Raw genomic sequence first — 19690 nt, 5'->3', positions numbered from 1 at the left:
GCCCCCGCACCCCCGAGGTATTTTCGGACCAAAGAAGAGGGGACGCGCGCCCGGATTGTCGCCGTTGGGGCTTATTTTCGTCGAAAACGATGGGTATCGTTTCGGCGAGAGGCAAGGCGACATGACGGACGGGCAGGGACAGACGGTCAGGCGGCGGCGGGTGTTCTACATCCCCGGCTATGATCCGATTCATCCGCGCCGCTACCGCGAGCTTTACCGGAGCGAAGGCGCGGCCCAGGCCGGGATTTCCGGCTATGGGATCGGGCTGGTGGGCCGGCAGGGTGGCGCGACCTATGGCTGGCAGGTTGATGGCGCGATCGAGGGGGGCGAGGTCGAGGCGGAGTTCGACGTGCTCGTCTGGTCAGACATCGTGCGCGATTCGATGGAGCTGAATATTCCCCAGACCTATCTGCTGATGGCGCGCACCGCCTGGACCTATATCGGGTCGGGGGCGCTGTGGCGGCTGATGCGGCTGCGCAAGGGGCCGGTGCTGGCGGCGCTTTATCCGGTGGCGATGCTGATCCTGCAAATGGTCGTGGCCGGTCTCGGCGGGTGGATCGTCGGGCAGGTATTGCATTGGGCAGCGGGGCTTCTGGTCGCAGGGGTCCTGCCCAACCTTTTGTTCTGGCTGGCCTTTGTAGCGGTCCTCGTCGTGGTGCTGCGCGCGTTCCGGCGCTATGACAACAAGCTGTTCGTCTACTACCTGATGCATGACTATGCCTATTCGGCGCGCTCCAAGGGGGCCAATCCACCGGAGCTGGAGGGGCGGATGGCGGTCTTCGCCGACCAGATCGCGGCGGCGCTGGAGGAGGACGTGGACGAGGTGCTGGTCGTGGGCCATTCCTCGGGTGCGCATCTGGGGGTGTCGATCCTGGCCGACCTCGACCGGGCGGGGCGGATTCCGGCGGACGGCCCGGCGCTCGGGTTTCTGTCATTGGGGCAGGTGGTGCCGATGGTGTCGTTTTTGCGCGATGCGGGGCGGCTGCGGCGCGACCTGCATGATCTGTCCACCTCGGACAGCCTGTTCTGGCTCGACGTGACCGCGCCGGGGGATGGCTGCGCCTTTGCGCTGTGCGACCCGGTTGCCGTGTCGGGCGTGGCGCCCGAGGGCCAGCGCTGGCCCCTGGTCATCTCGGCCGCCTTCACGCAGACGCTTTCGCCCGAGCGGTGGGCGGAGTTGCGGTGGCGGTTTTTCCGGCTGCATTTCCAGTATCTCTGCGCCTTCGACCGGCCCGGCGACTACGACTATTTCCGGATCACGGCGGGGCCGAGGACGCTGGCTGAAAGATACGCGGGACGCGCGCCGTCGCAGAGCCGGATCACGCGGGCGGCGTCGAAATTCACGAGCATGGCGCCGTGATGCAGCCGCCAAAGCCAACACCCCGGCCCGGCAAGGTGTCGCTGCGCCGCTATGCGCGGCTGTTTCGGCAGGACATTCTGTCGGCCCAGCCAGGGCATCTGTACCGCGCCTGGATGGCGGAATTCCGAACGCCGTTCTTCCGGTCTTACCTGTGCAACGATCCCGTCTTGACGCGGTTGGTGCTGAAGGAGCGGCCGGACGATTTTCCCAAGTCCAACCGGATTCGCGAGGGGCTTGCGCCACTTCTGGGCAATTCGGTTTTCGTGACCAATGGCGAGACGTGGAAGCGGCAGCGGCGCATCATCGACCCGGCCTTCGAGGGCGGGCGGCTGCGCGATACCTTCCCGGCAATGTGGGCGGCGGGCGAGGCCGCGGCGGCGCGGATGGCGGCGCGCGCCGGGGAATCGATCGACGTGGAGCCCGAGACCAGCCATGCGGCGGCGGACGTGATTTTCCGCACGTTGTTCTCGATTCCGATCGAGGATGAGACGGCGAGCGCGGTGTTCGAGAAATTCCGGGAGCACCAGCGCGCGCAGCCGGTCTTGAACCTCGGGGCCGTGCTGCCCCTTCCCAAATGGTTCCCGCGCTTTCACAGCCGGGAGACGAAGCGCACGGCGCGTGATATCCGGGCGCTCATTACCCGGCTGACGGCCGACCGGATGGACGAGATCGCGGCGGGGACCGCGCCCGACGATCTGGCCACCAAGATCATGACGACCGCCGACCCGGTGACGGGCGAGACCTTCGATACCGAGGAAATGGTCGATCAGGTCGCGATCTTCTTCCTCGCCGGACATGAAACGTCGGCTTCGGCGCTGGCCTGGACGCTCTACCTGCTGGCCATGTTTCCCGACTGGCAGGACCGGGTGGCGGCGGAGGCGACAGAGCGGCTGGGGACGGCGCCGGAGTTCGGTGTCGTGTCGAAGCTGAGCGTGGCGCGCGACGTGTTTCGCGAGGCGCTGAGGCTCTATCCGCCGGTGCCGATGATGGTGCGTGAGGCCGCCTGTCCGGAACATTTCCGCGACCGGGAGGTGCCCAAGGGCAGCCAGATCGTCCTGAGCCCGTGGCACCAGCACCGGCATGAGCGGCTGTGGGACCGGCCGGACGATTTCGACCCGGGGCGCTTTGCGACCGAGAATGGCAAGACCTGTCTGCGCGAGGCGTTCATGCCGTTTTCCGCAGGTCAACGGGTCTGCACCGGGGCGGGCTTCGCGATGGTGGAGGGGCCGCTCCTCATCGCCATGCTCCTGCGCGCCTGCCGGTTCGAGCTGGTGGCGGAGAAACCCGCGATGCCGGTCGCGCATCTGACGGTGCGGGGGCGGGACGGGATCTGGCTGAAAGTCTCGCGACGCTGAGGCGCGGGGTCGCCGCGTGTGCGCGCGTCGGGTTTCGCCGCCATTTCCCTGCTTCGCAACGAAAAACGCGCCCCGGTCCGTTCGGGGCGCGTCTGATTTTCTGTGTCGATCCGTCGGCGGATCAGCCGTCGTAGTCGACTTCCTGCGTGATGCGCAGCGCGTCGGGGCGCAGTTTCGCGAGGTCCATGAGGTTCACGTCGTCCGCCGTGAACTCGCCCCAGCTATCAACCAGGTCGGAGTTCGGCACGCCCTCGGCCACCGGGTATTCGTAGACCGCTTCGGCATAGATCGCCTGCGCTTCATCGGAGGCGAGGAATTCCATGAAGGCGACCGCGTCCTCACGGTGCGGCGCGGCCTTGGTCAGCGCCATGCCGGAGACGTTGACATGGGTGCCTGCGCCTTCGAACTCCGGGAACTCGATGCGCACGGAATTGGCCCATTCGGTCTGTTCCTCGTCCTCGAGCATCGCACCCATGTAGTAGGTGTTGCCGATGGAGATGTCGCATTCGCCGGCCCAGATGGATTTGACCTGCGCGCGGTCATTGCCCTGAGGCTTCTGCGCGAGGTTGGCCTTTAGGCCTTCGAGCCACTCCTTGGCACCGTCTTCGCCCAGGTGATGGATCGCGGCGGAGGTCAGGGCGACCATGTAGGCATGGGTGCCGGAGCGGGTGCAGATGCGCCCCTCCCATTTGGGGTCGGCCAAGTCCTCATAGGTCGTCACCTCGCCCTCATCCACGCGCTCCTGGGAGGCATAGACGACGCGGGCGCGGCGGGTGAGGCCGAACCACTCGTTGCCCGGATCGCGGTATTCCGCCGGAATCTGGTCGGCGAGCACGTCGCTCTCGACCGGCTGCGTGACATCCGCCTCGACCAGCTCGGACAGGCGCGAGATGTCGGTGGTCAGGACGACGTCGGCGGGGGAGCGCTGGCCCTCGGCCTGAAGGCGCTCGACCATGCCGGTGTTGAGGAAGGCCACGTTGACCTCGATTCCGGTTTCCTCCGTGAAGGCGTCGACCAGCGGCTGGATCAGCTCGGGCTGGCGATAGGAATAGACGTTGACCTCTGCCATGGCGGGGAGCGCGGTGGCGGCGAGGCAGGCGGTTGTGATGGTTGTGCGAAGCATCGAAATCTCCCGTTTGCTTTCGGTGGCGGTTAAACCTGAGTGTTTTGGTCGGGTCAATACCCGAGTGAAGAAATCAGGTTTTTTTCGCTGCCCGCTCCTCGGCTTTCACGGCGTCCCACAGGGCGTCCATTTCGGCGAGGTCGCTGTCTTCCGGCCGCTTGCCCGCCGCGGCGAGCCGGGCCTCGATCTGACCAAACCGGCGCACGAATTTCGCGTTTGTGCCGCGCAGGGCAGCCTCCGGGTCGACGTCCAGATGGCGGGCCACGTTGGCCAGCACGAACAGGAGGTCCCCGATCTCCTCGGTCACCTCGGCATGGGTGAGGCTTTCGCGCGCCTCGACCACCTCGCGCGCCTCTTCGGCCACCTTGTCCAGCACGGGATCGATTTCGGGCCAGTCGAATCCCACGCGGGCGGCCCGCTTTTGGAGCTTCATCGCCCGCAGGAGGGCGGGCAGGCCCAACGCCACGTCATCCAGCACGCCCGTTCGGGCCTTGGCGGCGCGTTCGGCGGCCTTGATCGTCTCCCAGTCCGCGGTCTGTTGCTCGGCGGACTTGTCGCGGCTTTCCGTGCCGAAGACATGGGGGTGGCGGGCCACCATCTTGTCGGACATCTGGTTGGCGACGTCGTCGATGTCGAACCAGCCGCGCTCATCCGCCATCTGGGCGTGGAACACCGACTGGAACAGCAGATCGCCCAACTCGCCCTTGAGGTCGTCCCACGCCTCGCGCTCGATCGCGTCGGCGACCTCATAGGCCTCCTCGATCGTGTAGGGCGCGATGGTCGCGAAGTCCTGCTCGATGTCCCAGGGGCAGCCCGTCTCGGGGTCACGCAGGCGGCGCATGATCTCGATCAGCCGGGGCATCCCGCCCTTGGGGTCGTGGATGAGGTCGTCGGAACGGGTCATGGGCACCTCCTTGGTCGCCACAGGCCTAGCAAAGCGCGCGCGGCGCTGCCAGCGCTTGCGGGCGGGCAGGGGCGGTGGCAACGTGGCCGCACCGAGAATGGGAGGCGACATGGCGCTCGAAGATGCAAAGAACGAGGTGGACGCGGCCTTCACCCGGTCGGACCTCAAGGGGCCGGGGTTCGAGAACACCTTTGCCGGGGCGACGAGCTTTCTGCGCCGCCGCTACACCAAGGACCTGACGCAGGCCGATGCGGCGGTGACCGGCATCCCGTTCGATCAGTCGGTGACCAACCGGCCCGGCACCCGCCTTGGCCCGCGCGCGATCCGGGAGGCATCGGCGCTCCAGTCCCCGGATGCGCCCTATGGCTGGGGCTATGACGTGATGAGCGACTTCGCCATCGCGGACTACGGCGACATGGCCTTTGACTATGCCTATCCCGCCGGTGTGCCGCAGCGGATCGAGGCGCATATCGCCGGCATCCTCGCACAGGACTGCGCGGTAGTCACACTGGGCGGGGACCATTCGATCACCCTGCCGATCCTGCGGGCCCATGTGGCGAAACACGGCCCCCTCGCGCTGGTGCAGTTCGACGCCCATACGGACAGCTGGCCGGATGACGACCCGTCCCGCGTGGATCACGGCACCTTCGTCTACAAGGCGGTGAAGGAGGGGCTGATCGACGTGCCGCGCTCGATCCAGATCGGGATCCGCACCACGAACGAGGATCCGATGGGGATCACCATCGTCGACGCGCCGGAGGTGCACCGCATCGGGCCCGCCGCCGTTGTGGAGCGTATTCGCGAGACGGTGGGGGCCGGCCCGGCCTATCTCACCTTCGACATCGACGGGCTGGACCCGGCCTTCGCGCCGGGGACGGGAACGCCGGTCTGGGGCGGGCTGTCGTCTGGACAGGCGGCGGCGATCCTGCGCGGCATGGCCGGACTCGACATCGTGGGCGGCGACGTGGTGGAAGTGTCGCCCCCATTCGACACAACCGGCGCGACGGCCATTGCCGCCGCGCATGTGGCCACGGACATCCTCAGCCTCTGGGGCTACACGCGCCGCTGACCCCTTCTTCGTTCCCGAAATACTTCAGGGGGAGGTCGCATTTGCCTGCAAATGCGGCCCCGGGGGACTGGTCCCCCGCCGCGTGTGCCCGCCGAAGGCGGGGATGCGCAAACCCTGCGCGGGCGTCAGCCCGCACGATCTGGCACCGCCTACTCGCAGCGCTCCCACTCGGCGACGAACCCGTCGCGGATGACGTAGACCCCGGCATCCGAGGTCATCAGCATCACCCGCTCGGTGGAGGACATGCCTTCGCCCATGCATTCCATGTCGTACAGCGTCGCGCTCATGGCGCGCACGTCGACCGGGTCCGACAGAGTACAGGCATTTTCCACACCCTGAAGCTCGCCGCCACCGATGGCGACCGCCCCGCCGTCCATGCCGATGCTGGTGCAATCCCACCAATCCATGCCGGCCGGTCTGTAGATGCCGTCATATGCCTGCGCCACGGCGAGGCCGGGCAGGCAGCAGGCGACCAATATGCCGCGTATCATCATTCCAATCTCCGAAATTCCGGTTACCCTGTGGTGCACCTTAACAGCCCGGAGGCTTCATGCTCCTGAAAATCATCGCCGTCCTGATCGCCCTTGTTATCGTTTTCGGCATCTGGGTGCGCGTCTCTCCGCTGCCGGCGGACCGGTTCGCCGAGAAACCGGGGCCGAATGAGCCCGGCGCGCATCCGATGACGGGGGGCATCAAGGTGGTGCGCCCCTTGGCCGACCTGCCGCCGGATGCGTTCGAGGCGCTGACGTCCATCGCCGCCGCCACCCCCCGGACCGAGCGTGTGGGGGACGGGGACGACCCGGCGGCCTTTGTCACCCGGTCAAAGCTGTGGGCATTCCCGGATATCGCGACGATCTGGGTGGAGGGCGGCAATCTCCATGTCTATTCCCACCTCGTTTTCGGGCAGGGCGACATGGGCGTGAACGCGGCGCGGGTCAGCCGGTGGTTCGACCGGCTCGCGTCCCAGTCCTGAGGTCACGCAGTCCGCGCCGGTGGGTTTCCATGACGGCGTGTTCAGCGTCATTTCGCAGCGCGCGATGAAGGCCCGGCCGTCGACGGTGAGGCAGATCTCCTGACCGAGCTCGACGCGTGTGCCGGTCCGGTCGGTGCAGAAGCAATCCGGGTCGGCGGCAGCGGGCGCCGCGATGAGGGCGAAGAGGGCCAGAAACCTGTTCATGCATCATGCTAGCGCGTAACACGCCCTTGACCAAATCACGGCTTTGGGCGACGAGACCGCATGGTGCCTCTCGACAAACTCGACGCGATCACGCAGCGCTTCCAGTATCTGGAGGCGCGCATGTCCGAAGGCCTGTCGGGCGACCAGATCGCCGAGGTCGGACGGGAATATGCCGAGCTGAAGCCGGTGGTCGAGGAGATCGCGGCCTTTCGCCAGCTTCTGTCCGACATCGACGAGGCCGAGGCGATGCTGGCCGATCCCGAGATGCGCGAGCTGGCCGAGGACGAGTTGCCGGGCCTCAAGGACCGTCTGCCGGAGATGGAGCAGGCGATGCGCGTGGCGCTCCTGCCGCGGGACACGGCCGATGCGCGCCCGGCGCTGATCGAGATCCGGCCCGGTACCGGGGGCGACGAAGCCTCGCTCTTTGCCGGTGATCTTGCCCGGATGTACCAGCGCTATGCCGAGGCGCGGGGCTGGCGTTTCGAGGTTCTGGAGCAGAGCCTGTCCGAAGTCGGCGGCGTGAAGGACATGGTCGCGCGTATCTCCGGTGACGGTGTTTTCGCGCGGCTGAAGTTCGAAAGCGGCGTGCACCGGGTGCAGCGGGTGCCGGAGACTGAGAGCGGCGGGCGCATCCATACCTCGGCGGCCACGGTGGCGGTGCTGCCGGAGGCCGAGGACGTGGATATCCAGATCGACGCAAACGACCTGCGCATCGACACGATGCGCTCCTCCGGGGCCGGAGGACAGCATGTGAACACGACCGATTCCGCTGTGCGCATCACCCATATTCCGACCGGCCTCGTCGTCACCAGCTCCGAGAAATCCCAGCACCGCAACCGCGAGATCGCGATGCAGGTGCTCAAGACCCGGCTTTTCGACATGGAACGCGAGCGGGCGCATGACGAACGCGCCGCCAGCCGCAAGGCGCAGGTGGGGACGGGTGATCGGTCGGAGCGCATCCGCACCTACAACTTCCCGCAGGGCCGGATGACGGATCACCGCATCAACCTCACGCTTTACAAGCTGGCGGATGTGATGGCGGGGGCGCTGGACGAGATCATCGATGCGCTGATCGAAGCGGATCAGGCCGCGAAACTGGCGGAACTCGACGCATGACCCTGGGCGAGGCGCTGGCCGCGGCCACCGACCGGCTGCGCCGTGCGGGGATCGAGGGCGCGGCGCGCGATGCCCAGCGGCTCGTGGCACATGCGACGGGTCTGGATGCTCTGCGCCTGACGCTGGAGCGCGACATGGCGGTTGCAAAGGACGCGTCGGCGCGGCTCGACGGCTATCTCGCCCGGCGCGAAGCACGCGAGCCTGTGTCCAAGATCCTGGGCCACCGCGCCTTCTGGGGGCGTGACTTCGCCGTGACGCCCGACGTGCTCGACCCGCGGCCCGAGACGGAAAGCCTGATCGCGCTGGCGCTGGAGGGCGGGCCGGCGGCGCGTGTGCTCGACCTTGGGACCGGGAGCGGCATCCTCGCCGTGACGCTGGCCGCCGAATGGACGCAGGCGCGCGTCATGGCGACCGACCTGTCGCCCCCGGCGCTGGAGGTTGCGCGGGCGAATGCTGCAACGCATGGCGTCGGCGGGCGGGTATCTTTCGCGGTGTCGGACTGGTTCGACCGGGTGAACGGCGTTTTCGAACTCATCGTGTCGAACCCGCCCTACATCGCGGCCTCCGAGATGCCGTCGCTCGCGCCCGAGGTTCTGGGATTCGATCCCCATCTTGCGCTCAGTCCCGGCGGCGACGGGCTTGGGCCTTATCGGGCGATCGCGGCCGGGGCCGGGGCGCATCTTGCGCCCGGCGGTCGTCTTCTGGTCGAGATCGGTCACCGGCAGGGTCCGGCCGTGGCCGGGATTTTCACCGAGGCAGGCCTTGAAGACGTGCGCGTTCACCCCGACATGGATAACAGAGACAGGGTCGTTTCGGCCCGTCACGGCGCTTCCTAACGAAATTTCAGGGTTTTCACGCCACAAAGTGGCAAGATTCCCCGGTTATCGTTCGGAAACGCCGAAAATGCCCTTGTCATGCAGGCATCTGCGTGTTTACTCAAGGACAGCACCTGACGAGGACCCGTCCTCTCGGTGCGACAAGCCGACAAGCCGGACCGCAGAGACGCAGCGGAGTAGCTGCGCGGACCGAGAGCCAGAAAACAGGCTGGATACAGGACCTTATGAGATCTTCGAAATCACGTTCGCGCGGGAAGAACAACCGTAACCGCTCCCCCTCCAACAACATCAACCGGGTGTTCGACTCGTCCGGTCCGGAGGGAAAAGTGCGCGGGACCCCGCAGCAGATCATCGACAAGTACACGCAGCTTTCGCGCGATGCCTTTCTGGGCAACGACCGCGTGGCCGGCGAGAACTTTCAACAGCACGCCGAGCATTATGCGCGCCTGCTGTCCGAAGCCCAGCGTGACGCGGAAAGCAAGCGTCAGCAGCAGGGGCAGGGCCAGCCTCAGAACCAGGGCGGCAACAACAATGCCGGTCAGAATGGTGACGGCCAGAACAATGGCGGCCAGAACACCGGTGGCCAGAACGGTCAGGGCAACAACGGGCAGGGCAACAACGGCCAGTCCGGTGGCAATGAGCGCAAGGACCGTGACGCCCAGCGCCGCAACGAAAAGCAGAAGCGCCAGAGGGATTACGACGATCCCGGTGCGACGCCCCAGCCCGACGTGATCGAGGCCGAGGCCGACAGCGGTCTGGTCGAGACGCCGGAAGAGGCGCGCAAGCGCGAGAGCTCGGAAGAGAAACCGAAAAAGCCCCGCGCCCCGCGCAAACCCCGCGCGAAAAAGGCAGAGGCCGGCGATGAGGCCCAGCCGCAGCAGGACTCGCCCGACGGTGGCGCGACCGAAGCGGCGGAGTGACCTCTCCGACAGTTCGAGAAAAGGCCGCCTTTCTGGCGGCCTTTTTCGTTTGGGGTCCGGGCTTGTGTGTCGCCGGACGTAACGGCGATCAATCGTCCCCGTAGGCCAGCAAACGCACCTCGCCGGTCGTCGTGTGGAACGCGTAGAGCCGGAACCTGGTCGCGTCTGGATATGCCTGCGCGGGATCGGCGGTGGCGGAGGCGAGGAGCCAGCCGTCGCGATAGAGATGCGGTCGCAGGGGCGGGCTGTGCTCATTGCCGTAGTCGAAAAGGTCCGTGAGACCGGGCAACCGGGTGGTCGGGACGAACACCTGGGTCCGCGCGCCGTCGAGCGAGAAGGTTCGGATGTCGCCGGGGCGGGAGAAGGCGCCGGTGGTGATGAGCGTTTGCGTCGCGGGATCGAAGATCAGGCCGGAAGCATCGTAGTCGTCGAGCGCGGCCACGACGCGCCACGCGCCGGTTCGGCCGTCCACCCCGTAGATATACCCGACGCCGCCGTAGGTCAGGGCGTAGATCATGCCGGATGCGGGGTCGTGGACGCTGGCGGCTGGCAGCAGAACGGGCGGCACCGTGTCGGGCACGGGAAAGTGTCGGACCCCCGTGGGGTCGGTGAGTGTGATGCCGCTTTGGTCGAAGGTCAGGGTGTGTCCGACCGTGTCGGTGGCACCCGGCCTGTCGCGCAGCGCGGCGGGCAGGTCGTCGGTGCGTCCGATTTGCGTGGCGAGGTAGTCGTGCGACAGGGCAGCGGCCCCAGTGTCGAGCCGGTCCACCCGGAGCGGCGCGGACCCGGCCCGGTGCATCCCGTGGAAGCTGGCGATCCGGTCGGTGCCGAAACGCCGGGTAAGGGAGGTGAGCAGGGCGCGGAAATGGACGCCCACCGGTTTGTAGACGAGGGGGAGGTCCGGCGTGGCGACCCCGACCATCGGGATGCCCGACAGGGTGACACGGCTGTTCCCGGTTTCGCGCCCGCCCCGGATAACCTCGACCAGCCGCGTCTCCGGCGTGGTCTCGATCCGCCAGTGCGTCTCACCCCCGTCGAGCAGAACGAGCGCGACATCGGCATCCGGGCGATCGACGAGAACGCGGGATTCGGGCAGGGCGTAGAAATCGTCAGTCTGGCGCCCCTTGCCGATGGCGATGACGTGAACCTCGACTTCTGCGCGGACCGGCGTGCAGATCACGAGGATCAGGCAGGCCAGCGCGGCGATCAGTCGATGTCTGGCAGCGTCCATGTCGCCCGTTTCGCCCCCCCGCCCGCAAATCCGCGCTTCGCTGTCACGAGCGTAGCGTGATGGCGCTGGCCGGTCGAGGCAGGCGGTGGCCCCAACGAAAAAGGCCGCCCTCGCAGGCGGCCTTTCGTCTGGGATGGCAGGGCGATCAGGCGTTGGCCGTCGCGTTTTCCTTGAGCCATTTCAGCACGTTCTCGGGCGAGCTTTCGCCATAGGGGTCGTCGGCGTGGTTGTCGGACATGCCCGGCTCGACGAAGAGCGCCTCGATCACACCGTCGTTCACGACGGCGGCGTAGCGCCACGAACGCGCGCCGAAGCCCAAGTTGTCCTTGGCCACGAGCATGCCCATCGCCTTGGTGAAGGCGCCGGAGCCGTCCGGAATGACCTTCACGTTCTCGAGCTTCTGGTCGATGGCCCACTTGTTCATCACGAAGCTGTCGTTCACCGACATGCAGTAGATGTCGTCGATCCCTTCGGCCTGAAAGTCGCCAAAACCCTTTTCAAAACCCGGAAGCTGGTAGGTCGAGCAGGTCGGCGTGAAGGCGCCGGGGAGCGAGAAGAGCACGACGCGCTTGCCGGCGAAGTAGTCGTCCGAGGTCATTTCCTGCCAGCGGAAGGGGTTGGGTCCGCCGACGCTTTCGTCGCGGACGCGGGTCTGGAAGGTGCAGGCGGGAACGCGGTCACCGATGTTCATGAGTCTCTCCAGTCTGGACAAAATTCGGCCCGGTCGGGCGGGCCCGCCGGGGTATGGACCGTAGATACATACTGCAACCGCAGAAACAATGCCGCAGCGCGTCATGGCTCGTATGCAGCGAGTGCAAACCTGCCTTGCGTGGCGTGAGCCATGTGTCGCGGTCATGTCGGATAACGGGATTTCGCGGTGACAATCGTGGCGGAAAAGTTATATGTGGGCCGAGACGGAGGATGACATGCGTGACTTGACGACGCCGCAGGGCCGGCACCCCGAAAAGGCCCATCGCCCCGACAACGCCCAGCCGAAGAAGCCCGACTGGATTCGCGTGCGCGCGCCGGGTGGCAAGGGCTATGCCGAGACGCACAAGATCATGCGCGAGCACAAGCTCTCGACAGTCTGCGAAGAGGCTGGCTGTCCGAACGTCGGCGAATGCTGGAGCCAGGGTCACGCGACCATGATGATCATGGGCGAGATCTGCACGCGGGGCTGCACCTTCTGCAACGTGGCCACGGGGCGGCCCGATGCGCTCGACGCGTTCGAGCCGGGGCGGGTCGCCGATGCGGTGAAGAAGCTGGGTCTGAACCATGTGGTCATCACCAGCGTGGACCGTGACGATGTGGAAGATGGCGGGGCGGAGCATTTCGCCATGACCATCCGGGCCGTGCGCCGTCATGCGCCGGACACGACGATCGAGATCCTGACGCCCGATTTCCTCAAATGCGCCCCCGAGGCGCTGGAAGTGGTCGTCGCGGCCAAGCCGGACGTGTTCAACCACAACCTTGAAACCGTCCCCGGTCTTTACCCCGAGGTGCGCCCGGGTGCGCGCTATTTCCATTCCCTGCGGCTCTTGCAGCGGGTGAAGGAGCTGGACCCCGGCATGTTCACCAAGTCGGGGATCATGGTGGGTCTGGGCGAGGATCACGCGCAGGTGTCGCAGGTCATGGACGACATGCGGGCCGCCGACATCGATTTCCTCACCATCGGGCAATACCTGCAACCGACGCCCAAGCATCACCGCGTGGACCGCTTCGTGACGCCGGACGAGTTCAAGGCCTATGAGAACGCGGCCTATGGCAAGGGCTTCCTGATGGTGTCGGCCACGCCGCTTACCCGGTCGTCCTATCACGCCGGCGACGACTTCGCGCGGCTGCGTGATGCCCGCAACGCCAAGCTCGGCCGCGCATGACCCCTGAAGAGGCGGAGGCGATCGGGCAGGATATCCTCGCCCGGCAGCCGTTCTCGAACGCACTCGGGGTCGAGATCGTTTCGCTCACCGTTGGCACCTGCGCATTGCGGCTCCCGCTCGAGGAGCGGCACACCCAGCATCTGGGCATGGCGCATGGCGGGGTCGTGGCGTCGCTCGCCGATATGGCGCTCGCCTTCGCGGGCGGGCTGCTCATGGGTGAGGGGAGCGTGACGCAGGAGTTCAAGATCAACTTCCTGCGCCCCGGCAAGGGCGAGGCGCTGGTTGCGCGGTCCGAAGTGGTCGGCTCGGGGCGCAACCAAGCCGTCGTGCGCGCTGATGTGCTGTCGGTCGAGGGTGGCGCGGAGAAGCTTTGCGCCACCGCGCAGGGGACCATCATGCGCGCCGCGCGCTGACGCGCTTACCGGATCGGCAACGCCTTGATATAGGCCGCGATGGCCGCGCGATCCTCCTCCGGGAGCGCCGCGAGGTTTTCCACCACCAAAGCCATATGCCCGCCCGCCGTGTCGAATTCCGGGGTGAAGCCGGAGGTGAAATATTCCACCAGTTCGGCCTCGGACCACGACATTTCCGGTGGCGTGAGGTCGGGGAAAGTGCCGCGCCCGGCGGGGTTCGGCGCCCCGGTGAGCCAGTTCGCACCCTCCTTGAGCCCGCCCAGCGCGTTGCGCGGCGTGTGACATTCGGCGCAGTGGCCCATCGCTTCGACCAGTTCGCGCCCGCGGGTCAGTTCGGGGGACAGGTCGCCCTCCATCGCCCAGCCCTCGTTCAGGAACAGGAGCTTCCATCCGCCCAGAGCGAGGCGGATGTTGAAGGGAAAGCTTATGTCATGGGGCTGCGATGGCGTGGCATCGGCGGGCAGATCCTGCATGTAGGCGTGCAGGTCCACCACGTCCTGCGGGTCGAGGTGGATATAGGCGCCATAGGGCAGGACCGGGTAGTAATGCTGGTTATCAGGCGAGGTGCCGTGGTGGAGCGCATTCCAGAGGTCGATGGCCGTCCAGTCGCCGATCCCGGCGTCCGGGTCCATCGAGATGTTGGGGGCATGGAAGGTGCCGAAGGGCGAGGGGAATTCCTGACCGCCTGAAAGCACCAGCTTAGCCTCACCCTCGAACCCCTTGGCCATATGGCATGAGGCGCAGCCGGAAGCAGTGAACACGGTTTCGCCATGGGCGGGGTCCGCGGTCAGGCCCGCGAGCACCTCTGGCCCGTCGGTCTTGGGTCGGGTGAACCACAGGCCGATGGCTGCGACGATCACGACGAGGACGATCAGGCGAAGGACGAGGCGCATCGGGGACTCCCGGACAGGGGCAGGGCCGGGGCGTCGCCACCCCGGCCCGCGTTAACGAAACTGGCGCAGCTTACTCGGGCTGCCTGTATGCTTTGTGACAGTCTCCGCAGGCGCCGCCAAGAGCGCCCATCGCGCCTTGCAGGGATTCGAGGCTTTCGCCCGCGGCGGTCTCCATTGCGGCGGCGGCCTCGTTCAGCGCGACGGCCTTCTCGATGACGCCGTCCATATCGGTCCAGATGGCGGGCAGGGCGCGGGTGCCTTCGATGTCGTCGGTGGAGGTGCCCGGCGCCCACATCGGCCCCTGGTTCATGCTGGACAGCTTGACGAGGTTCTGCGCGGCGGCGGTCGCGGCCTCGGCGTCGTAGTCCATGTTCCCCTGCGCCATCGCGCCGATGGTGCCGAGGTTGAAGGCGTAAAGCTGCATCGTGGCCTGTCGTGCCTTGACCGAGGCGGGCACGCCGGCCTCGTGGCTGGCGGCAGTCACGCCCCCGGCGATCGTGCCGGCGGCGGCAAGGCCGAGGAGTATCGTGCGGACGGATTTCATGGCTGTCTCTCCCGTTGGGTTGTTGGCTGCTTGCCACGCTACCTGTTAGGTATCTTGGAGGAAGTCAGGAAAATCGCAAAGGCTCTGTGCAAAATGAAACAGATGGATTGGGAGGACCTGCGCTATGTCCTTGCCGTGGCGGACGAGGGATCACTGTCCGGGGCCGCGCGCAAGCTGGGGGTCAACCACGCGACGGTGTTACGCAGGGTCAACGGATTCGAGCAAAACATGGCGCTGGCCATCTTCGACAGGACCGCACGGGGCTACCGGATCGCGCCGCGCAGGCGGCGGGTGATCGAGGCGATGCGGGGGGTCGAGGAGGCCGCGCTGAAGGTCGAGCGCGCGATCACGGCGGCGCGATCACCGCTTGCGGGTGTGGTGCGCGTGACCTCCACCGATACCTTCTGCCTCGGCATCCTGCCCGAGATCATTGCAGGGCTTCAGCTTCAGGCCGAGGGGCTGGAGATCGAGCTGAGTTCGCAGAACCAGCACGCGGACCTCGCGCGGCTGGATGCGGATATCGCGGTGCGCCCGGCCGACAAGCTGCCGCCGGAGCTGACCGGGGTGATTGCCGGGCATCTGGGCGTGTCGGTCTATGCCGCACCGGGTGGCGCGGACGCCTGGCTGGGCCTGTCGGGCAGTATCGCGCGGGTAACGCTGGGCGCGAAGATCGGGGAACTGACGGGCGAGGCGCGGGTCGGCGCACGCAGCGACAGCTTTCCGGTGCTGCGCGAAATGGCGGCGGCCGGGCAGGGGCGCGCGATCCTGCCGTGTATTCTTGGTGACGCCGATGCGCGGCTTGTTCGTTTGGATGGGCTCATTCCGCCGACATCGGTGCCGATCTGGGTCGCGTCCCACGTCGATCTGGCCGAAGTGCCGCGCATCCGCGCCGTGCGTGACCTCATCATCACGGGGCTGGAGCGCGCAGGCCCCCGGCTTCTGGGCTCTAACGCGTGAGAGTGGTGCGCGGCGCCCCGTCGACCGTGAGCCAGTCGGGCCAGCCGAACAGCCGTTCGATGGCAAAAAGCGCAAGGCAGACGGCGATCACGGCGAAGAGCATCTTCACCTGCTTCTCGCCCGGCGGCTTGCGCGCCCATTTCGCCATCCGGAAGAAATGGCGCATGTTCCAGTTCATGTTTCGTCCTGCGTATCGGTGAAGCGTACGGTGCCGATGAAGGGCAGGTTGCGATTGCGCTGCGCGAAGTCGATGCCGTAGCCCACGACGAATTCGTCGGGAATTTCGAACCCGATCCAGTCGGCTTTCACGTCCACCTCGCGCCGGGACGGCTTGTCCAGCAGGGCGCAGCAGGCCAGCCGCGCGGGTTCTCGCGAATTCAGGAGCGAGATGACGTGTTTGAGCGTGTGGCCGGTGTCCACGATATCCTCGACCACCAGAACGTCGCGCCCCCCGATCTCGCCACGCAGATCCTTGAGGATGCGCACCTCGCGGCTCGATTCGGTCGAATTGCCATAGGAGGAGGCTTCGAGGAAATCGACCTCCACCGGCAGGTCGAGCTCGCGCACAAGGTCCGCGATGAACACGAAGGAGCCGCGCAGGAGGCCCACGACCACCAGTTTGTCGGTGCCCCGGAACTTGGTCTTGATCTCACGCGCGAGCGCTTCGATCCGCGCTGCGATCGACTTGGCCGAGATCAACTCGTCTATGACATATGGCCGCGACATGGCTCGCCCCCTTGCATCTTGTGCGCATCCTATGGAATTAGCGCCCCGAGTCACGCAGCGAAAGGGCGACATGCCGACACATAGCGACAAGCGCGTCATGCCCTACACGGCCGAGCAGATGTATGACCTCGTGGCCGATGTCGGACGGTATCCGGAGTTCCTCCCGTGGAACTCGGCGGCCCGTGTGCGCAGCGTGGACGAACAGCCCGACGGGACCAAGGTGATGAAGGCCGATCTGGTCATTTCGTTCCGGGTGTTTCGCGAGCGGTTCGGGAGCCATGTGGTGCTCGACCACGACAACATGCGGATCGACACCGAGTATCTGGACGGCCCGTTCAAATACATGAAAAGCTATTGGCAATTTCGTGATCTCGACGCGGGGTGCGAGGTGGAGTTCTTCGTGGATTTCGAGTTCCGCAACGCGATGCTGCGCAACCTGATCGGGGTCGTGTTCAATCAGGCGATGCAGCGGATCGTGAAGGCATTCGAGGATCGGGCGCGCGAGCTTTACGGCTGAGGCGGGCCTCTCAGGGCCGTTTGGCGAGCGGATGGTGCGACAGGACCAGCTCTTTCAGCCGTTCATCCAGCACATGTGTATAGATCTCGGTCGTCGATACGTCTGCATGGCCCAGAAGCGTCTGAATCGCGCGCAGGTCGGCGCCGTGGGCGAGCAAGTGGGTCGCGAAAGCGTGGCGCAGCCTGTGGGGCGTGACCGCATCGGGCGAGACGCCGGCGGCCACCGCGATTTCCTTGATGAGCCCGTGGAACCGGTGCCGAGTCAGGTGCCCGTCCTTGCCCGAGGACGGGAACAGGAAGCGTGACGGCTTGATCCCCTTGGTTCGGGCGTCGTCTTCGGCCGCATCACGCGCGGCAAGCCAGTCGGTCAGGGCCCTGCGGGCCGGGGCCGACAGTGGCACCATGCGTTCCTTGCCGCCCTTGCCCATGACGAGCAGCATACGCGGGTCGCCGCGGGCGGCGGCGACGGGCAGGGTGACGAGTTCGCTGACCCGCATGCCGGTGGCGTAAAGCACCTCCATCAGGCAGGCATTGCGCAGCCGATCGGCCTCGCTGCGCCCGTGCGCGCGGGCTGCGGTGATCAGACGCTCGACTTCCTTTTCCGAGAGGGTCTTGGGAAGTCGGCGGGCTTTTCCGGGGCCGGTGATGCGCAGGGACGGGTTCTCGGTGCGCCAGCCTTCCTCGAAGGCGAAGCGGTAGAGCTGTTTGATGGCCGAGAGGCGGCGGGCACGGGTGGAGACGGCCAGCCCCTGTGCCTCGCAATCGACGAGGTAGGCCTCGATCACGGCGCGGTCGGCGCGGCTCATATCTTCACCCGTTCTGTCAAGAAAACCTGCGAAGTCCTTGAGATCACGGCCATACGCGAGGAGCGTGTTGCGCGATGCGTCGAGTTCGGCGGCCTGCGCCTCGAGGAAGGTGGAAATCCAGGTGTCCGCGTCGCGCGGGCTCATCCCCGGCGCTCCAGGATCAGGAAATCGAGGGCAGCGCGGCGCGCCGTGTCCTCGAGCCCGACCATGCGCAGGAGTGCGATGGCGTCGGCGAGTTCGTCGTAGTCGCCGCGTGTACCCGAGGTGAACAGCGTGAGCGCGCGCAGGATCGCTTCGCCCAGACGGTCGTTGTCCACGAGGTCGGAGAAGCGGGCGGGGATCGCGGTGGCCGTGAAGCCGTCTTTCACGGCCTGCGCCTGATCGTTTGGGGTTTCGAGGGAGGCCACATCGCCACGCGCGACACCGGCGAGGAAGCGATCCTCGGGGTCGGGCGGAACGCCGCCCAGCGCCACGACCTCATAGCGGTCGGTCAAAAGCCCCATGCGGAAGGCGATGCGGCCCGCTACTCCGGGCAGGTCGAGACCCGCGAGCGTCTGCCCGTAAATGCGCGAGATGGGCACTTCGGTCTCGGCCGCGGTCAGCCCGGTCCAGAGGTCGGGCAGAAGGCGCGCGAGTGCGTCACGTTCCTCGGCTTCGACCGCTTCGTCCAGGGACTGGACCAGCCGCACACGCTCCCACACCCCGCCGGAGGCCGCCGGCTCGCGGCGCATGTAGAGCCCGACGAGTTGGTTGTCGGAGACGGCGCCGGTCCGGGCGAGGCGTTCACCGGCTTCCACCTGTGCCTTCCAGCCGATGTTGGACCGAAGGTCGGCCTGCGCGAAGGCGCGCGGCAGGTTGGCGGTAGGCACCGGCTCGCCGATCGCTTCGAACAGCCGGAAGGTCAGCGGCGTCATCCGGCGTGGTGGCGTCAGCGGGGCTTCGCCCTCGAACAGGTCGGGGTCGAGGAAGCGCGACAGGAGGCGGTCCTCGAATTCCGAGATCTCCCTCAGCGCACGGGCATTGGCCATGACGAGCACAGCGCCGTCCCAGTCGCCTTCGCGGGCGAGGCAGAACACGCGGGCGGGGTAGGTCGGCGAGAGGTCGGGAGCCGTTTCCATCGCCTTGCACACGGCGTCTTCCTGACCGATCAGGAGCGCGGCGTCGAACCAGCGGCGCACGACTTCGGGCGAGCTCGGGCCGGCGTTTTCCAGCATCGCATGGGCCTGTTCGACCGCGCCCATGTCGAGAAGCTTGTCGATGCGGGCGAGGAACACGTCTTGTCCGGAGCCACCGCCGGTCTGGGGCGGATCGAGTTCGGCCAGAAGCACTTTCATCAGGAGGGCCTGAAGTGCAGGCAGCATGTCGGCCCGTTCCTCGGCGATCCGGCGCGCGATGGTCGCGGGGTCCGACGCCCCCCAGAGGTCGGCGGGCAGGCCGGTGACATGCGGCGCGAGCAAGCCGATGGCGTCCGGGCGCGTGCCCTGATCCGCGCCGAGCGGGGTCACGGTGACGGCGGCAACCTCGGCCCCGCTCTGGGCCGGTTCCCCGACCGGCGCAGGGCCCAGAGGTTCGTCCGCCGGTGTGGCGAGGCTGTCGGACAGCCAGTTGATCGCCGACATCGGCGTGCCGGGGTCCTGCTGCGCCAGAACGAGGCCGGGCGCGAGCGTCAGAAAGGTCGCGAAGGCGAACCTAGCTTTCATCCAGCGTCACCGTCATGGACTGCTCGGACGCCGGGGGCGTGAGGTCGCCCACATACGCGTAGCCCGCGATTCCGATCGCGCCCAGCACGGCGATGGTCGCCACGAATTTGATGAGCCGCCACAGCATGCCGTCCCCTTTGTGCCTCGTGTTCTATCGGTTCTCGCCC

The 19690-nt window shown here is 66.8% G+C and carries 23 protein-coding genes; 11 read left to right on the top strand and 12 right to left on the bottom strand.

What is annotated here, in order from left to right; all coding sequences use genetic code 11:
• Positions 1 to 121 precede the first annotated feature (121 nt).
• On the top strand, positions 122 to 1360 hold the full coding sequence (locus tag B2585_RS05730; protein WP_292020939.1) for a hypothetical protein: 1239 nt from the start codon (positions 122 to 124) through the stop codon (positions 1358 to 1360).
• Positions 1360 to 2715: a cytochrome P450 gene (locus B2585_RS05725; protein WP_292020937.1), complete on the top strand. Its 1356-nt coding sequence runs from the start codon at positions 1360 to 1362 to the stop codon at positions 2713 to 2715. Before B2585_RS05730 ends, B2585_RS05725 begins: the two co-directional genes overlap by 1 nt.
• A gap of 121 nt (positions 2716 to 2836) precedes the next feature.
• Here B2585_RS05725 and B2585_RS05720 read toward each other — a convergent pair whose 3' ends face one another.
• Together B2585_RS05720 and mazG are read right to left on the bottom strand one after the other, a co-directional pair.
• Positions 2837 to 3838 carry a Fe(3+) ABC transporter substrate-binding protein gene (locus tag B2585_RS05720; protein ID WP_292020935.1) on the bottom strand — a complete coding sequence of 334 codons (1002 nt, stop codon included), beginning with the start codon at positions 3836 to 3838 and terminating at the stop codon, positions 2837 to 2839.
• Between the two features lie 73 nt (positions 3839 to 3911).
• Positions 3912 to 4742, bottom strand: coding sequence for a nucleoside triphosphate pyrophosphohydrolase (gene mazG / locus B2585_RS05715; RefSeq protein WP_292020933.1), 831 nt, complete (start codon positions 4740 to 4742; stop codon positions 3912 to 3914).
• Positions 4743 to 4851: 109 nt separating this feature from the next.
• Between mazG and speB the strand changes: the two genes are divergently transcribed.
• Positions 4852 to 5811, top strand: coding sequence for an agmatinase (gene speB, locus B2585_RS05710; RefSeq protein ID WP_292020932.1), 960 nt, complete (start codon positions 4852 to 4854; stop codon positions 5809 to 5811).
• 149 nt (positions 5812 to 5960) lie between these two features.
• On the opposite strand, the gene B2585_RS05705 is transcribed toward speB, so the two are convergent.
• A complete protein-coding gene (locus B2585_RS05705) occupies positions 5961 to 6305 on the bottom strand; it encodes a hypothetical protein (protein ID WP_292020930.1) in 345 nt (114 codons plus the stop codon).
• Positions 6306 to 6361: 56 nt separating this feature from the next.
• Between B2585_RS05705 and B2585_RS05700 the strand changes: the two genes are divergently transcribed.
• The 4 genes from B2585_RS05700 (at position 6362) to B2585_RS05685 (ending at position 9860) form a co-directional block, all read left to right on the top strand.
• A complete protein-coding gene (locus B2585_RS05700) occupies positions 6362 to 6784 on the top strand; it encodes a DUF1499 domain-containing protein (protein ID WP_292020928.1) in 423 nt (140 codons plus the stop codon).
• Positions 6785 to 7048: 264 nt separating this feature from the next.
• Positions 7049 to 8104 carry a peptide chain release factor 1 gene (prfA, locus tag B2585_RS05695; protein WP_292020927.1) on the top strand — a complete coding sequence of 352 codons (1056 nt, stop codon included), beginning with the start codon at positions 7049 to 7051 and terminating at the stop codon, positions 8102 to 8104.
• Positions 8101 to 8940 (top strand): peptide chain release factor N(5)-glutamine methyltransferase, encoded by an 840-nt coding sequence (prmC, locus tag B2585_RS05690; RefSeq protein ID WP_292020925.1) that lies wholly within the window; start codon positions 8101 to 8103, stop codon positions 8938 to 8940. The genes prfA and prmC overlap by 4 nt, the downstream gene beginning before the upstream one ends.
• A 224-nt stretch (positions 8941 to 9164) precedes the next feature.
• Positions 9165 to 9860: a DUF4167 domain-containing protein gene (locus B2585_RS05685; RefSeq protein ID WP_292020923.1), complete on the top strand. Its 696-nt coding sequence runs from the start codon at positions 9165 to 9167 to the stop codon at positions 9858 to 9860.
• 88 nt (positions 9861 to 9948) lie between these two features.
• On the opposite strand, the gene B2585_RS05680 is transcribed toward B2585_RS05685, so the two are convergent.
• Positions 9949 to 11091 carry a hypothetical protein gene (locus tag B2585_RS05680; protein WP_292020921.1) on the bottom strand — a complete coding sequence of 381 codons (1143 nt, stop codon included), beginning with the start codon at positions 11089 to 11091 and terminating at the stop codon, positions 9949 to 9951.
• A gap of 145 nt (positions 11092 to 11236) precedes the next feature.
• Positions 11237 to 11782: a peroxiredoxin gene (locus B2585_RS05675; protein WP_292020910.1), complete on the bottom strand. Its 546-nt coding sequence runs from the start codon at positions 11780 to 11782 to the stop codon at positions 11237 to 11239.
• Between the two features lie 235 nt (positions 11783 to 12017).
• On the opposite strand from B2585_RS05675, the gene lipA reads away from it, so the two are divergent.
• Together lipA and B2585_RS05665 are read left to right on the top strand one after the other, a co-directional pair.
• Positions 12018 to 12968 carry a lipoyl synthase gene (gene lipA, locus B2585_RS05670; RefSeq protein ID WP_292020908.1) on the top strand — a complete coding sequence of 317 codons (951 nt, stop codon included), beginning with the start codon at positions 12018 to 12020 and terminating at the stop codon, positions 12966 to 12968.
• A complete protein-coding gene (locus B2585_RS05665) occupies positions 12965 to 13381 on the top strand; it encodes a PaaI family thioesterase (RefSeq protein ID WP_292020906.1) in 417 nt (138 codons plus the stop codon). The genes lipA and B2585_RS05665 overlap by 4 nt, the downstream gene beginning before the upstream one ends.
• 5 nt (positions 13382 to 13386) lie before the next feature.
• On the opposite strand, the gene B2585_RS05660 is transcribed toward B2585_RS05665, so the two are convergent.
• Together B2585_RS05660 and B2585_RS05655 are read right to left on the bottom strand one after the other, a co-directional pair.
• Positions 13387 to 14274, bottom strand: a complete 888-nt coding sequence (locus B2585_RS05660; RefSeq protein ID WP_292020904.1) for a c-type cytochrome — start codon at positions 14272 to 14274, stop codon at positions 13387 to 13389.
• A gap of 70 nt (positions 14275 to 14344) precedes the next feature.
• Complete coding sequence (locus tag B2585_RS05655; protein WP_292020902.1) at positions 14345 to 14818, bottom strand: c-type cytochrome; 474 nt, start codon at positions 14816 to 14818, stop codon at positions 14345 to 14347.
• 93 nt (positions 14819 to 14911) lie between these two features.
• Here B2585_RS05655 and B2585_RS05650 point away from each other — a divergent pair, with 93 nt between their 5' ends.
• A complete protein-coding gene (locus B2585_RS05650) occupies positions 14912 to 15775 on the top strand; it encodes a LysR family transcriptional regulator (protein WP_292020901.1) in 864 nt (287 codons plus the stop codon).
• Here B2585_RS05650 and B2585_RS05645 read toward each other — a convergent pair.
• Together B2585_RS05645 and hpt are read right to left on the bottom strand one after the other, a co-directional pair.
• Positions 15765 to 15953 carry a hypothetical protein gene (locus B2585_RS05645; protein WP_292020899.1) on the bottom strand — a complete coding sequence of 63 codons (189 nt, stop codon included), beginning with the start codon at positions 15951 to 15953 and terminating at the stop codon, positions 15765 to 15767. The two genes, B2585_RS05650 and B2585_RS05645, sit on opposite strands and share 11 nt — an antisense overlap.
• Positions 15950 to 16501, bottom strand: coding sequence for a hypoxanthine phosphoribosyltransferase (hpt, locus tag B2585_RS05640; protein WP_292020898.1), 552 nt, complete (start codon positions 16499 to 16501; stop codon positions 15950 to 15952). Before hpt ends, B2585_RS05645 begins: the two co-directional genes overlap by 4 nt.
• 70 nt (positions 16502 to 16571) lie before the next feature.
• Here hpt and B2585_RS05635 point away from each other — a divergent pair, with 70 nt between their 5' ends.
• Entirely contained in the window at positions 16572 to 17018 is a 447-nt protein-coding gene (locus B2585_RS05635; RefSeq protein ID WP_292020896.1) for a type II toxin-antitoxin system RatA family toxin, read from the top strand.
• A gap of 10 nt (positions 17019 to 17028) precedes the next feature.
• On the opposite strand, the gene B2585_RS05630 is transcribed toward B2585_RS05635, so the two are convergent.
• Genes B2585_RS05630 through B2585_RS05620 form a run of 3 tightly spaced genes read right to left on the bottom strand, consistent with a single transcriptional unit; the run spans position 17029 to position 19650 of the window.
• Positions 17029 to 17967: a site-specific tyrosine recombinase XerD gene (locus B2585_RS05630; RefSeq protein WP_292020894.1), complete on the bottom strand. Its 939-nt coding sequence runs from the start codon at positions 17965 to 17967 to the stop codon at positions 17029 to 17031.
• Positions 17964 to 19523 (bottom strand): hypothetical protein, encoded by a 1560-nt coding sequence (locus tag B2585_RS05625; RefSeq protein ID WP_292020891.1) that lies wholly within the window; start codon positions 19521 to 19523, stop codon positions 17964 to 17966. The genes B2585_RS05630 and B2585_RS05625 overlap by 4 nt, the downstream gene beginning before the upstream one ends.
• A complete protein-coding gene (locus B2585_RS05620) occupies positions 19513 to 19650 on the bottom strand; it encodes a hypothetical protein (protein WP_292020889.1) in 138 nt (45 codons plus the stop codon). Before B2585_RS05620 ends, B2585_RS05625 begins: the two co-directional genes overlap by 11 nt.
• Positions 19651 to 19690 lie beyond the last annotated feature (40 nt).

The sequence above is a fragment of the Maritimibacter sp. UBA3975 genome (genome assembly GCF_002384975.1).
GTDB lineage: Bacteria > Pseudomonadota > Alphaproteobacteria > Rhodobacterales > Rhodobacteraceae > Maritimibacter.
This window is presented reverse-complemented; position numbering and strand designations above follow the sequence as displayed.